The 12559-nt window shown below is 63.2% G+C and carries 12 protein-coding genes; 11 read left to right on the top strand and 1 reads right to left on the bottom strand.

The window, feature by feature from the left end; genetic code table 11:
- Positions 1 to 127: 127 nt before the first annotated feature.
- The 7 genes from NKJ32_RS07080 (at position 128) to NKJ32_RS07050 (ending at position 7084) form a co-directional block, all read left to right on the top strand.
- Positions 128 to 349: a twin-arginine translocase TatA/TatE family subunit gene (locus tag NKJ32_RS07080; protein WP_023678929.1), complete on the top strand. Its 222-nt coding sequence runs from the start codon at positions 128 to 130 to the stop codon at positions 347 to 349.
- 45 nt (positions 350 to 394) lie between these two features.
- Entirely contained in the window at positions 395 to 1081 is a 687-nt protein-coding gene (tatB, locus tag NKJ32_RS07075) for a Sec-independent protein translocase protein TatB (protein WP_352827177.1), read from the top strand.
- Positions 1078 to 1941 carry a twin-arginine translocase subunit TatC gene (tatC, locus tag NKJ32_RS07070; protein WP_023678927.1) on the top strand — a complete coding sequence of 288 codons (864 nt, stop codon included), beginning with the start codon at positions 1078 to 1080 and terminating at the stop codon, positions 1939 to 1941. The genes tatB and tatC overlap by 4 nt, the downstream gene beginning before the upstream one ends.
- A gap of 410 nt (positions 1942 to 2351) precedes the next feature.
- Positions 2352 to 3659 carry a serine--tRNA ligase gene (gene serS, locus NKJ32_RS07065; RefSeq protein WP_352827175.1) on the top strand — a complete coding sequence of 436 codons (1308 nt, stop codon included), beginning with the start codon at positions 2352 to 2354 and terminating at the stop codon, positions 3657 to 3659.
- A 244-nt stretch (positions 3660 to 3903) separates the two neighbouring features.
- Positions 3904 to 4662 carry a 5'/3'-nucleotidase SurE gene (surE, locus tag NKJ32_RS07060; RefSeq protein WP_352827173.1) on the top strand — a complete coding sequence of 253 codons (759 nt, stop codon included), beginning with the start codon at positions 3904 to 3906 and terminating at the stop codon, positions 4660 to 4662.
- Positions 4659 to 5324: a protein-L-isoaspartate(D-aspartate) O-methyltransferase gene (locus NKJ32_RS07055; RefSeq protein WP_352500868.1), complete on the top strand. Its 666-nt coding sequence runs from the start codon at positions 4659 to 4661 to the stop codon at positions 5322 to 5324. The genes surE and NKJ32_RS07055 overlap by 4 nt, the downstream gene beginning before the upstream one ends.
- A gap of 227 nt (positions 5325 to 5551) precedes the next feature.
- Complete coding sequence (locus NKJ32_RS07050) at positions 5552 to 7084, top strand: peptidoglycan DD-metalloendopeptidase family protein (protein ID WP_352827171.1); 1533 nt, start codon at positions 5552 to 5554, stop codon at positions 7082 to 7084.
- Between the two features lie 97 nt (positions 7085 to 7181).
- Here NKJ32_RS07050 and NKJ32_RS07045 read toward each other — a convergent pair whose 3' ends face one another.
- Positions 7182 to 8057, bottom strand: a complete 876-nt coding sequence (locus NKJ32_RS07045; protein ID WP_352827169.1) for an ATP-binding protein — start codon at positions 8055 to 8057, stop codon at positions 7182 to 7184.
- 292 nt (positions 8058 to 8349) lie between these two features.
- Between NKJ32_RS07045 and yajC the strand changes: the two genes are divergently transcribed.
- Genes yajC through NKJ32_RS07025 form a run of 4 tightly spaced genes read left to right on the top strand, consistent with a single transcriptional unit; the run spans position 8350 to position 12553 of the window.
- On the top strand, positions 8350 to 8691 hold the full coding sequence (yajC, locus tag NKJ32_RS07040; protein WP_352451381.1) for a preprotein translocase subunit YajC: 342 nt from the start codon (positions 8350 to 8352) through the stop codon (positions 8689 to 8691).
- A gap of 51 nt (positions 8692 to 8742) precedes the next feature.
- Complete coding sequence (gene secDF / locus NKJ32_RS07035) at positions 8743 to 11295, top strand: protein translocase subunit SecDF (protein ID WP_352568850.1); 2553 nt, start codon at positions 8743 to 8745, stop codon at positions 11293 to 11295.
- 15 nt (positions 11296 to 11310) lie between these two features.
- Entirely contained in the window at positions 11311 to 11700 is a 390-nt protein-coding gene (locus NKJ32_RS07030; RefSeq protein WP_352568849.1) for an Mth938-like domain-containing protein, read from the top strand.
- Between the two features lie 25 nt (positions 11701 to 11725).
- Positions 11726 to 12553, top strand: a complete 828-nt coding sequence (locus NKJ32_RS07025) for a phytoene/squalene synthase family protein (protein ID WP_502894606.1) — start codon at positions 11726 to 11728, stop codon at positions 12551 to 12553.
- Positions 12554 to 12559: the final 6 nt, after the last annotated feature.

Here is a 12559-nt window from a genome sequence, read left to right as displayed (position 1 = left end):
GCGGGCCGCCGTGCCGAAAGTGCGTGACTTCGGCGACTCATTCATGAACTCTGTCGCAGTTCTGTTTGAATCCGAACCCGAAAGCGCATAGATCAGCGTCTGGGAAACCGTTCGAGAGAGATTTGCTATGGGTTCATTTTCGATTTGGCACTGGATGATCGTTCTGGTGATCGTGCTGCTGGTGTTCGGCCGCGGCAAGATCCCCGAGCTGATGGGCGACATGGCCAAGGGTATCAAGAGCTTCAAGAAGGGCATGGCCGACGACGAGACGGCTGAGGACAAGCGCACCGTCGAACACCGTTCCGACGAGACCGTTTCGGTGCCGAAGGAAAAGGCCAGCAAAAGCTGAGCCCAAAACTTTAGTCGGCCAAAACTTGAGTCGGAACGTATAGCTATGTTCGAAGTCGGCTGGACCGAGATGCTGGTGATCGCGATCGTCATGATCGTGGTCGTCGGGCCCAAGGATTTGCCCAACATGCTGCGCACCTTCGGCCGCACGACGGCGAAGCTGCGCGCCATGGCGTCCGATTTCCAGCGGCAGTTCAACGACGCGTTGAAGGAAGCCGAGCTCGACGACGTCAAGAAGTCGGTCGATTCGCTGAGAAGCCTCAATCCGGCAGCCGAGATCAGGAAACAGCTCAATCCATTCGAGCAGGCCGCCGCCGACGTCCGTTCCGGCGTCGACGCAGTGATGAAACCCAAGCCGGCCGTCGATGCCGCCGCTGCGACGGAGCAGGCGGCCGAGCCGCTTAAGAACGGCGCAACGACGATGCCGGGCGTCAGCCCGCCGGAGCCGGCGCCGGCCACGCCGATCTTTCCGCCGATGACGGACGAGTCCGTCGTAGCGCCGGCAGTGCAGGCGCAAACGGCTGCAGCGGCCGTGCCGAAAAAAGCACCTGCGGCAAAGAAGAAGCCAGCGCCCGCGAAAGCCCCGGCCGCCGTCCCGGCCAAGCCGGCAAAGACTGCTGCGCCAAAGGCTGCCGCAAAAGTTGAGCAAAAAGCGCAGTCGTCAGCAACGAAGAAGCCGGCGTCAGCAACGAAGAAGCCGGCCGCCAGGAAAACGGCGGGAGCCGCCAAGTGAGCGTTTCGGACAAGGAAAAGGACGAGATAGAAAAATCGTCGGCTCCGCTGATGGAGCACCTGATCGAGTTGCGCCGGCGGCTGATCTGGTCGATTGGCGGTTTTTTTGTTGCCTTCCTGGTCTGCTTCTTTTTCGCCAAGCGGCTGTTCAACCTTCTGGTCATTCCGTTCAGATGGGCGACCCAATGGGCCGGGCTCGACCCGCACAAGGTCGAGCTGATCTATACGGCGCCACAGGAGTTCTTCTTTACCCAGGTCAAGCTCGCCATGTTCGGCGGCATGGTCATCGCCTTTCCGCTGATCGCCACGCAGATCTACAAATTCATCGCGCCCGGCCTCTACAAAAACGAGCGCAACGCCTTCCTGCCGTTCCTGATCGCCTCGCCGATCCTGTTCCTGATGGGCGCATCGCTGGTCTATTTCTTCTTCACGCCGATGGTGATGTGGTTCTTCCTCGCCATGCAGCAGACCGGCACCAACGACCAGGTGCAGATTTCGCTGCTGCCGAAAGTGTCCGAATATCTCAGCCTGATCATGACGCTGATCTTCTCCTTCGGCCTGGTGTTCCAGCTGCCGGTGGTGACAAGCCTGATGACGCGGGTCGGCATGCTGTCGTCCACGGCCCTGGCCGAGAAGCGCAAATGGGCGATCGTCATCGCCTTTGTGGTGGCGGCGGTGCTGACGCCGCCCGACCCGATGAGCCAGATCGGCCTCGCCATTCCGACGATCCTGCTCTACGAGGTCTCGATCTGGTCGGCCCGGCTGATCGAACGCAGCAAGGAGCGCGACCGTGTGGCCCGCGAAAAGCAGGACGCCACCGAAGAGGTGGCCGAAAAGCCGGCGGACGCGTCTTCGACGTAGCGATTGAGGCGGGCAGCATCTTTTTGCCGGCCATAGCAACTTTGTTCTTGCTTTGTGCCGGCAGCTATGCTACTAATTTGGGTATGGTGCCAATTGGCTCCAAAAACCCGCCCACTCAGGCGGGTTTTTTTGTTTCTTCCTTTGAAGTTCCGGTGTTGCCGCCTGAGGTCGGCGGGACAGCGCCCCCCTCTGTCCTGCCGGACATCTCCCCCACTTGGGGGGAGATTGGCAACTTCGCCGATGGCTTGCTTTTTCAGCGCCGGAGATTGGCGAAAGCAGCAGTGACGGCCGATCTCCCCACCCGTGGGGGAGATGTCCGGCAGGACAGAGGGGGGCGCGAAGGAACTCTGCCTTGACGCCTTGCATCGATGCGGTTTACCCCCTCTGGCCTACTCAAGGACGAACAGACCATGCTTGACATCAAATGGATTCGCGACAACCCGACAGTCCTTGTCGAAGCGCTCCAGAAGCGCTCGTGGTCGGCTGAGGATGCGCAGTCCACGGTCGATGATTTGATCGCGCGGGACGAGGCGCGGCGCGAGCATCTGACCGAGCTGCAGACCAGGCAGGAACGCCGCAACGCCGCATCGAGGGAGATCGGCAATGCCATGCGCTCGGGCGATGCCACCCTTGCCGAACGGCTGAAGGCCGAGGTCGGCGAGATCAAGGCGTTCATCCAGAATGGCGAGGCGCGCGAGCGCGAGCTCGACAAGGCGCTGAACGATGCATTGGCGGTGCTGCCAAACGTGCCGTTCGACGACGTGCCGGTCGGCAAGGACGAGCACGACAACGTCGTCAAGCGCGTCGTCGGCGAGGTGGCGACGCGGCCGAACTGGGTGAAGGAGCATTTCGAGATCGGCGAAGCGCTCGGCATGATGGATTTCGAGCGGGCAGCACGGCTTTCCGGCTCGCGCTTCACCGTGCTCAAAAGCGGCCTGGCGCGGATGGAACGCGCGCTCGGCCAGTTCATGCTGGATCTGCACACCACCGAGCACGGCTATGTGGAGATCCAGCCGCCGTTGATGGTGCGCGACGAGGTGCTTTTCGGGACCGGGCAACTGCCGAAATTCGAGGAGGATTCATTCTTCGTTCGGCATGGGGACGGCAGGCTCGGCCTAATACCAACCGCCGAAGTCCCGCTCACCAATCTCGTTCGCGACGAGATCACACCGCATGAAAAACTGCCGCTTCGCTATACCGCGCTGACGCCGTGCTTCCGCTCCGAGGCGGGCTCGGCCGGGCGCGACACGCGCGGCATGCTGCGCCAGCACCAGTTCTACAAGGTCGAGCTGGTGTCGATCACCGACCAGGAGACTTCGGTTGCCGAGCATGAGCGCATGACCGAATGCGCCGAGGAGGTGCTGAAGCGGCTCGGCCTGCCGTTCCGCACCATGACCCTGTGCACTGGCGACATGGGCTTTGGCGCGCGCAAGACCTACGATATCGAGGTCTGGCTGCCCGGCCAGAATGCCTATCGCGAGATCTCGTCGTGCTCGGTGTGCGGCGATTTCCAGGCGCGGCGCATGGACGCCCGCTACAAGGACAAGGACGGCAAGGGCAATCGCTTCGTCCACACGCTGAACGGTTCGGGCACCGCCGTCGGCCGCGCTCTTATCGCAGTCATCGAAAATTACCAGAATGAGGACGGCAGCGTAACCATTCCTGAAGCGCTTCGTCCTTACATGGGCGGTCTCGCAAAGATCGAATCATCGAGGTGACAAGCTTGTCGGCCCCGCGTTCCTTCGCGCCCCCCTCTGTCCTGCCGGACATCTCCCCCTCAAGGGGGGAGATTGCGCCGTCATCACAGCTTTCGCCAACTGTTGGCGTAGCAAGGAAGGCGGCGGCTACGGTATTGCCGATCTCCCCCCTTGAGGGGGAGATGCCAAGTGGTGGAAAAGAGGGCAGGACAGAGGGGGGTATCGTAGAGCGCTGCCGTCAATCCAATTCTGCAAAGGCGGTCTCATGCGCATCCTCCTGACCAACGACGACGGCATCCATGCCGAGGGCCTTGCATCACTCGAACGCATCGCGCGCACGCTGTCGGACGACGTCTGGGTGGTGGCACCGGAACAGGATCAGTCCGGCTATGCGCATTCGCTGTCGATCTCGGAGCCGCTGCGGCTCAGGAAAATCGGCGAAAAGCACTTTGCGGTGCGCGGAACGCCGACCGACTGTATCATCATGGGCGTGAAGAAGATCCTGCCCGAAGCGCCTGACCTGATCCTGTCCGGCGTCAATTCCGGCGCCAACATCGCCGACGATGTCACCTATTCGGGCACGGTCGCCGGCGCCATGGAAGGTGCGCTGCTCGGCGTGCGATCAATCGCCATCAGCCAGGCCTATTCCTATGTCGGCGAGGACCGCGTCGTTCCCTACGAGACCACCGAAGCGCTGGCGCCGGCCCTGCTCGAAAAGCTCGTCGCCATGCCGTTGCCGGACGGCGTGCTGCTCAACGTCAATTTTCCGAACTGTGCGCCGGAAGAGATCGCCGGAACTGTAGTCACTTCGCAGGGCAAGCTGGTCCACAGCCTGTGGGTCGACGAGCGGCGCGACGGGCGCGGCCTGCCTTACTACTGGCTGCGCTTCGGCCGCGAGCCAGTCGAGGGCAAGCAAGGCACCGACCTCCATGCCTTGCGCAATCGGCTGGTGTCGGTGACGCCGCTGCAGCTCGATCTCACCGCGCATGAAATCCGCGATCAACTGGCCAAGGCGCTCGCATGAACTTGAACCACGCTGCAACGGTCGACGAGCGCGAAGGTTTCGCTGCCTTCCTGCTTCGCCTGCGCGGCAGGGGGACGGTGCCGAAGGCGCTGATCGCCGCCTTCGAGGCGACGCCGCGGCGCGGCTTTCTGTCTCCGCATTTCCACTCGATAGCCTGGTCGGACCGTATGCTGCCGATCGAATGCGGCGAGGCCATCGAAGGCGCCGACCTGCAGGCGGCGGTGATCGCGGCACTTGCCATCGAGCCGGGCAACCGGGTGCTCGAGATCGGCACCGGGTCCGGCTACACGGCGGCGGTGATGTCGCGGCTTGCCGCGCGGATCGTCACCATCGACCGTTACAAGACGCTGGCCGAACAGGCCCGGCAGCGGCTCGAGGCGCTCGCCATCGGCAATGTCATCGTGCGCCAGGCGGACGGTTCAAACGGGCTGGCCAACGAAGCGCCGTTCGACCGCATCGTCGCCTGGGCGGCCTTCGACAGCCTGCCGCGCTTTCTCCTCGACCAATTGTCGAGCGGCGGCATCGTCATCGCGCCGATCGGACCCGACGAAGGCGAGCAGGTGCTGGCCAAGCTGACCAAGGTCGGCAGCCGCTTCGAACGCGAGGATATCGGCCTGGTGCGCCTGCAGCCGATCCTGCACGGTGTCGCCGCGGTCATCTGATTCCGGGTACATCGCGCCGCTTGGGGATCAGCCGAAGCCTGTCGTTTCGTCATCCCAGGGTCTCCGCGACGGAGCTTCGCTCCTGCTCCGCCCTAGGACGACGAAGTTGAGAGCCTTCCTCGAATATTTTAAGAAAATTTGCGTCTGATTCTACAGGTTTAACCGACCGGTAACATTAACGCGCTTTAATCACACTCAGTTGTACCGGGTCTGTGCGGGTTAGTGCGATGCAATTCAGTGTTTTGAAGGCAAACGGACGCAATCTGGCGCGTGGCTGCGCCGTCCTCATGATCGCAGGCGCTGCGACGGGGTGTAGTTCCCAGGTGGCGCGGTTCAACAGCGTCGATGAAGTGTTCACCGCCTCGACCAACAACCAGCGCGCCATCATCGACAAGCAGGATGCTGCCCAGCCCTATCCGGGCGATGTTGCTGCCGCGCCGGTCGACGGCAGCCACACCCAGTCGGTCAGCCGCTCAAGCCTCGAACCGGTTACGGCGCAGCAGTTGCCACCGCCGGCTCCCGCCCTGGCACCCGCCGCCCGCCCGATGCGTACCGCTGCCGCGCCGGCGATGGCGCCTGCCGCTCCTCGTGTCGACAGGACGGCAACCGGCACCGTCGCTCCGGCGGCAAGGCCGTTCAAGAACGCCGAGCCCGACGCGCCGCGCATGGCGACGGCCGCCGGCGCACCGCATGCAACCGAGATCGTCGTCAAGGACGGCGAGACCATTTCCGGCCTGTCTCGGCGCTACGGCGTGCCGGCCGATGCCATCATGAAAGTCAACGGGCTGAGCGCGACCAAGGGGCTGAAGACCGGCCAGAAGCTCGTCATCCCGGCCTATGCGTATTCGAGCAACGGCGCCACGCCGAAAGTCGCCGACGCCAAGCCCGCGAACGGCACCAGGCACGACCAGCCGGCCGACGCGCCGGAGAAGGTGGCCGTGCTGCCGCAGCAGCCGAAGCTCAGGGAAGGCAAGTCTGCCGCGCAGGTGGACGCCTCGGCTGCCGCGAGCCAGCCGGAGGATGGAAAGACCGCGCCCAAAGTGGCTTCGGCGACGGCCAAGCCGGCCGGTGCCGGCGGCACCTACACGGTTCAGCAAGGCGATACGCTGTCGGCCATCGCCAGAAAGACCGGCGTCGGCGTCGTCGCGTTGAAGCAGGCGAACGGCATGCAGGATGGACTGCTCAAGATCGGCCAGACCCTGAAAGTGCCGGCAGGCGGAACCGCTGTCGTCGCCAGTGCGAAGCCGGCAAAGGTCGATCCGGTGACGACGGCCACCACCCAGCCGCCTGCCAAGGCCACGCCGACGCAGACGCTCGCCTCCTACACGCCGCCAAAGAAGGACGCGAAAGTCATCCAGCAGGCCGAGGACGACGATGCGGTGGCGCCGGACGCAACCGGCATCGGCAAGATGCGCTGGCCGGTGCGCGGCCGCGTGATCTCAAGCTTCGGCGGCGGCAAGGACGGCGTCGACATTGCCGTGCCCGAGGGGACGCCGGTCAAGGCAGCTGAAAACGGCGTCGTCATCTATGCCGGTGACGGCCTCAAGGAATTCGGCAACACGGTGCTGGTGCGTCACGAAAACGGTCTGGTCACCGTCTACGGCCACACCAGCTCGATCGAGGTGCAGCGCGGCCAGAAGGTAAAGCGCGGTCAGGAAATCGCCCTGTCCGGCATGAGCGGCACCACCGACTCGCCGAAACTGCATTTCGAAGTGCGCAAGAACTCGGCGCCGGTCGATCCTTCGACCTATCTCGAATAGACGACGAAAAGCGATTTGCGGGCCACCTGACCTTCAGCCCGCCGAGGAAGTCCGCTCCGCAAGGTGCGGGCTTCTTCTGCTGTTAGTCCTTGAGCGGCTAATCCTTAAGCGATTTGCCGAGCCGGCCTGCCAGATCCTGGGTGAACTGCCAGGCGACGCGGCCCGAACGGCTGCCGCGCGTCGTCGCCCATTCCAGCGCCTCGGCGCGCAGCGTCTCGGGATCGATGGCGAGATTGTGATGGCGGACATAGCCGTCGATCATGTCGAGATATTCGTCCTGCGAACATTTGTGGAAGCCAAGCCACAGGCCGAAACGGTCCGACAGCGAAACCTTTTCCTCGACCGCTTCGGACGGATTGATCGCCGTCGAGCGCTCATTGTCGATCATGTCGCGCGGCAACAGATGCCGCCGGTTCGAGGTGGCGTAGAAGATGACGTTGGCCGGGCGGCCCTCGACGCCGCCTTCAAGAGCTGCTTTCAGCGATTTGTAGGAGGTGTCGTCGTGGTCGAATGACAGGTCGTCGCAAAACAGGATGAAGCGGAAGGGTGCCGCCTTCAGCAGGCCCATCAGCTTTGGCAGCGTGTCGATGTCTTCGCGATGGATCTCGATCAGCTTGAGCGGCAGGTCGAGCTTGGCCGAAGCGTTGACCGCGGCGTGCACCGCCTTGACCAGCGACGATTTGCCCATGCCGCGCGCACCCCACAACAGCACGTTGTTGGCAGCATAGCCTGAGGCGAAGCGCTCGGTGTTGTCGACCAATATGTCGCGGACGCGGTCGACGCCGCGGATCAGGCCGATGTCGACGCGGTTGACCTTGCGCACCGGCTCCAGATAGCCGGGATCGGCCTGCCAGACGAAGCAATCGGCCTCGCTGAGGTTGGTTTGCGGCACCGGCGGCGGGGCGAGGCGGGCGACCGCCTCGATCAGGCGGTCGAGCTTCTGGCTCAGGATATCGATGGTACTGTCGGTCATCTCTTGTCTTTTTTGTTTCGCTTTCAGGATGGTGCGGCAGGCCAACCTACCTGATTTCAGCGGTTTCGAAACTCGTCCCAAGCATTTGTTCGGGCATGATCTTTTGCGGAAACCGAGCGTCGCTTTTGGGGATCACCCTCTAACACGGCTCACCAGGCCGGAAAAGCAGCCGATTTGCCCGGCGGCGCAGTTGCATTGGCAACGTTACCGACTATATTCCGGCCAAATTTGGCGGGGCCGTCAAATTCCCAGAACGGTTTGGCGGCTGTTTTTAAAATTCAGGAGTACCTCGATGTTCGTGACACCGGCATACGCCCAAGGCATCGGCGGGGACTCGTCCGCAATGTTTATCCAGATCGTGCCGTTTGCTCTGATTTTCGTGATCATGTATTTTCTGATCATCCGGCCGCAGCGTACGCAGCTGAAGAAGCGCGGCGAGATGCTGGCGGCGGTTCGCCGCGGCGACACCGTTGTCACCGGTGGCGGCTTGGTCGGCAAGGTAACCAAGGTGATTGACGATAACGAGCTCGAGATCGACCTTGGCGGCGGTACCAAGGTGACGGCGCTGCGCTCGACGATCGCCGACGTGCGCGTCAAGGGCGAGCCGGTGGCGAACCAGAACGCCAAGAAATAACCGAATTGTCGGCGGAACGATCCGCCAGTACGCCCTGACGGACGACGCCATATGCTTTATTTTTCGCGCTTCAAGATGATCCTGATCTGGCTGGCCGTGGCCGCCACAGTGGTCCTCGCTGCGCCCAACCTTTTTTCCGCCAGCACGCTGGCCAAGTTGCCCGACTGGGTGCCGAAGCGGCAGATGACGCTCGGCCTCGACCTGCAGGGCGGCTCGCATATCCTGCTCAGGATGGATCCGAACGATCTGATCAAGGACCAGCTGGAGACGACGCGCGACGAAATTCGAACGCTGCTGCGCAATGCCAAAGTCGGCTATACCGGCCTTTCCGGATCGGGCCGCAGCGTTCAGGTCCGCATCACCGATGCCAATCAGGTCGATGCCGCCAAGAATGCGTTGAAGACATTAACCGATCCGGTGCAAGCTGGCCTGTTCAGCGGCGGCTCCATCCGGGAGATGACACTGGATGAATCCCAGCCCGGCCTGCTCAAGTTCACCGTCACCGATGCCGGCATCAAATACCGCACCTCGGCGGCGCTGACGCAGTCGATCGAGGTCGTCGGTCGCCGCGTCAACGAGCTCGGCACCACCGAGCCGATCGTGCAAAGGCAGGGCGACGATCGCGTTCTGGTCCAGGTGCCGGGCCTGCAGGATCCGCAGCGGCTGAAGGAGATCCTCGGCCAGACCGCCAAGCTGACCTTCCAGATGGTCGACCAGTCGATGCCGGTGCAGGATGCGCTCAAGGGCCGCCCGCCGGCGGGGTCCTCGGTGCTCTATTCGCAGGACGATCCGCCCGTTCCCTATCTGATCGAGAACCGCGTCATCGTCTCGGGTGAAGACCTCGACAAAGCGAGTGCGACTTATAACTCCCAGACCAACGAGCCGGTGGTTTCGTTCACCTTCAATTCCAGGGGAGCGACGCGGTTCGGCCAGGCGACATCGCAGAATGTCGGCAAGCTGTTCGCCATCATCCTCGACAATCAGGTGATTTCGGCGCCGCAGATCCGCGAACCGATCCTTGGCGGCAGCGGCCAAATCTCGGGCAATTTTACTGCCGAGAGCGCCAACGACCTCGCCGTGCTGCTGCGTGCCGGCGCTTTGCCGGCGACGCTGACTGTGATCGAGGAGCGCACCGTGGGGCCTGGTCTCGGCCAGGATTCCATCCATGCCGGCAAGGTCGCCGGCATCATCGGTTCGATCCTGGTCGTGGCGTTCATGTTCGTCGCCTACGGCTTTCTCGGCTTCCTCGCCAACATCGCGCTGGCGGTGCATGTGGCGATGATCGTCGGGCTGCTGTCGCTGCTTGGTGCGACGCTGACCTTGCCGGGTATCGCCGGTATCGTGCTGACCATCGGCATGGCGGTCGATTCGAACGTCCTCATCTATGAACGCATCCGCGAGGAGCGACGTGCCGGCCGCTCGGTCATTCAGGCGATCGATACCGGTTTCAGCAAGGCGCTGGCGACCATCGTCGATTCCAACGTGACCTCGCTGATCGCAACCGTGGTGCTGTTCTGGCTCGGAACCGGGCCGGTGAAGGGCTTTGCCGTCACCTATGCCATCGGCATCCTGACCACGGTCTTCACCGCCTTCACCTTCACCCGCCTGCTGGTGTCGATCTGGCTTCGCCGGGCCCGTCCGAAGGAGTTGCCGCGCGCGCCGGTGACCTTCATTCCGCCGGGAACGAAAATTCCGTTCATGGGCATCCGCCGCTGGACGTTCACACTGTCCAGCGTGCTTTCGGTGCTGTCGGTCATCGGCTTCATGACCATCGACATCAATTACGGCATCGATTTCAAGGGCGGCTCACTGATCGAGGTGCAGGCCAAGACCGGCAATGCTGATCTCGCCGACATCCGCGGCAGGCTGACGGAACTCAACATCGGCGAGGTGCAGGTTCAGCAGTTCGGCGAACCGAACGACGTGCTGATCCGCGTCGGCACGCAGGAGGGCGGCGAGAACGCCGAACAGACCGTCATCGACAAAGTGCGCGGCGAGCTGCAGGACCAGTATGATTTCCGCCGCGTCGAAGTGGTCGGGCCGACGGTCTCGGGCGAGCTTGCCAAGCAAGGCACCATTGCCATGCTGGTCGCGCTGCTCGGCATCCTGATCTATGTCTGGTTCCGCTTCGAATGGCAGTTCGCGGTCGGCGCCATCGTTGCGACCGTTCACGACGTGGTCATGACGATCGGCTTCTTCGTCATCACCGGCCTCGAATTCAACCAGTCGTCGCTGGCGGCGATCCTCACTATCATCGGTTATTCGCTCAACGATACGATCGTCGTCTATGACCGTGTTCGCGAGGATCTGCGAAAATACAAGCGAATGCCGCTGCCGCAATTGCTGAACAACGCCATCAACGAGACGCTGTCGAGGACGACGCTGACCTCGGTGACGACGATCCTGGCGCTGCTGGCGCTGGTGCTGTTCGGCGGCGAGGTGATCCGCTCGTTCACCATGGCCATGCTGTTCGGCGTCGTGTTCGGCACCTATTCGTCGATCTTTATCGCCGCGCCACTGCTTATCCTGTTCAAGCTGCGGCCGCAGGCCACAGCGTCCGATGAGGAAAAGCCGGTGGGCGGCGGCAAAGCCATAGCCACCTGACGGCTTGCCTCAAAAGTGGCCAAGGGCATCGTCATCCGCGAGGCGCATTTCCCCGGCCGCGCACCGATCGAGGCTTACGGCAATGGCGGTTTCCGCTTTGCCGACATGTCGCATCGCGGCTCGCTGCTGTGCCTGCCTTCTGGCATCTATGGCTGGGAGCCGGCCGATCCGTTGGCGCTGACGGCAGCGGATTTCACCAAGCTGTTCAACGAGGCCGCCAAGGTCGAGATCCTGCTGGTCGGCAGCGGCAAGGATCTGAGGCCGTTGCCGACCGCGCTGCGTGCCGCGCTGAAGGACGCCGGCATTTCCGCCGATCCGATGTCGACCGGGGCGGCGGTGCGGACCTATAATGTGCTGCTGGCTGAAGACCGCGCCGTGGCGGCAGCACTCCTCGCCGTCGACTGACGTGGCCGAAAACACCAAAGTCGTCATGGAGACGGTGCGCGCCGCCGATCATGACCGCTATCTGACCGCGCTCTACGCGCCCGAAGACAAGCGGGACGCGCTGTTTTCGCTCTATGCCTTCAACGCCGAAATTGCCGGCATACGCGATCGCATCCGCGAAGCGCTGCCGGGCGAGGTCCGGCTGCAATGGTGGCGCGATGTCATCGCCGCCGAAGAGGATGAGGCAGAGATTGGCCATCCCGTGGCGGACGCGCTGAAGGCGACGATTTCCACTCACCGCCTGCCCAAGGCCGCTTTCGACAATATGCTCGAAGCGCGCGTCTTCGATCTCTATGACGACCCGATGCCGTCGCGCACCGATCTCGAAGGCTATTGCGGCGAGACTGCCGCCGCGCTCATCCAGCTTGCGGCGATCGTGCTCGATCCGGCCGAAGCACCGCGCTTTGCCGAACTTGCCGGCAGGGCAGGTTGTGCGCAGGCGATGACCGGTCTGCTGCTTCTGCTGCCGCTGCATCGCAAGCGGGGACAGTGCTTTGTCCCGGCCGACATTTTGGCAGCGGCGGGATCCTCGCCGCAAGAATTCGTTACAGGCGACGGCGGGCCGGGCGCGGAACGCGCCGTTGCCGCGATGATCGCGCTGGCACGCGAGCATCTTTCCGCTTTCGAGCAGGGGGCGTCCACCCTGCCGGTTTCACTGCGTCCGGCCTTTCTGCCGCTGGCTCTGACGGGCGCGTATCTCGGCAAGATGGAGGGCTCCCGCCACTCACCGCTTGATGGCGCGGTGCGGCTTTCGGCCTTGCGCCGGCATTTGCTCTTGTTCCGGCGCGCGACGCGGGGCTGGCCGGTCGCATAGAGGCTG

It is taken from the genome of Mesorhizobium sp. M0159 (assembly GCF_040322295.1).
GTDB lineage: Bacteria > Pseudomonadota > Alphaproteobacteria > Rhizobiales > Rhizobiaceae > Mesorhizobium.
The sequence above is the reverse complement of the archived record's forward strand: the minus strand, read 5'-3'. Positions and strand labels throughout refer to the sequence as shown.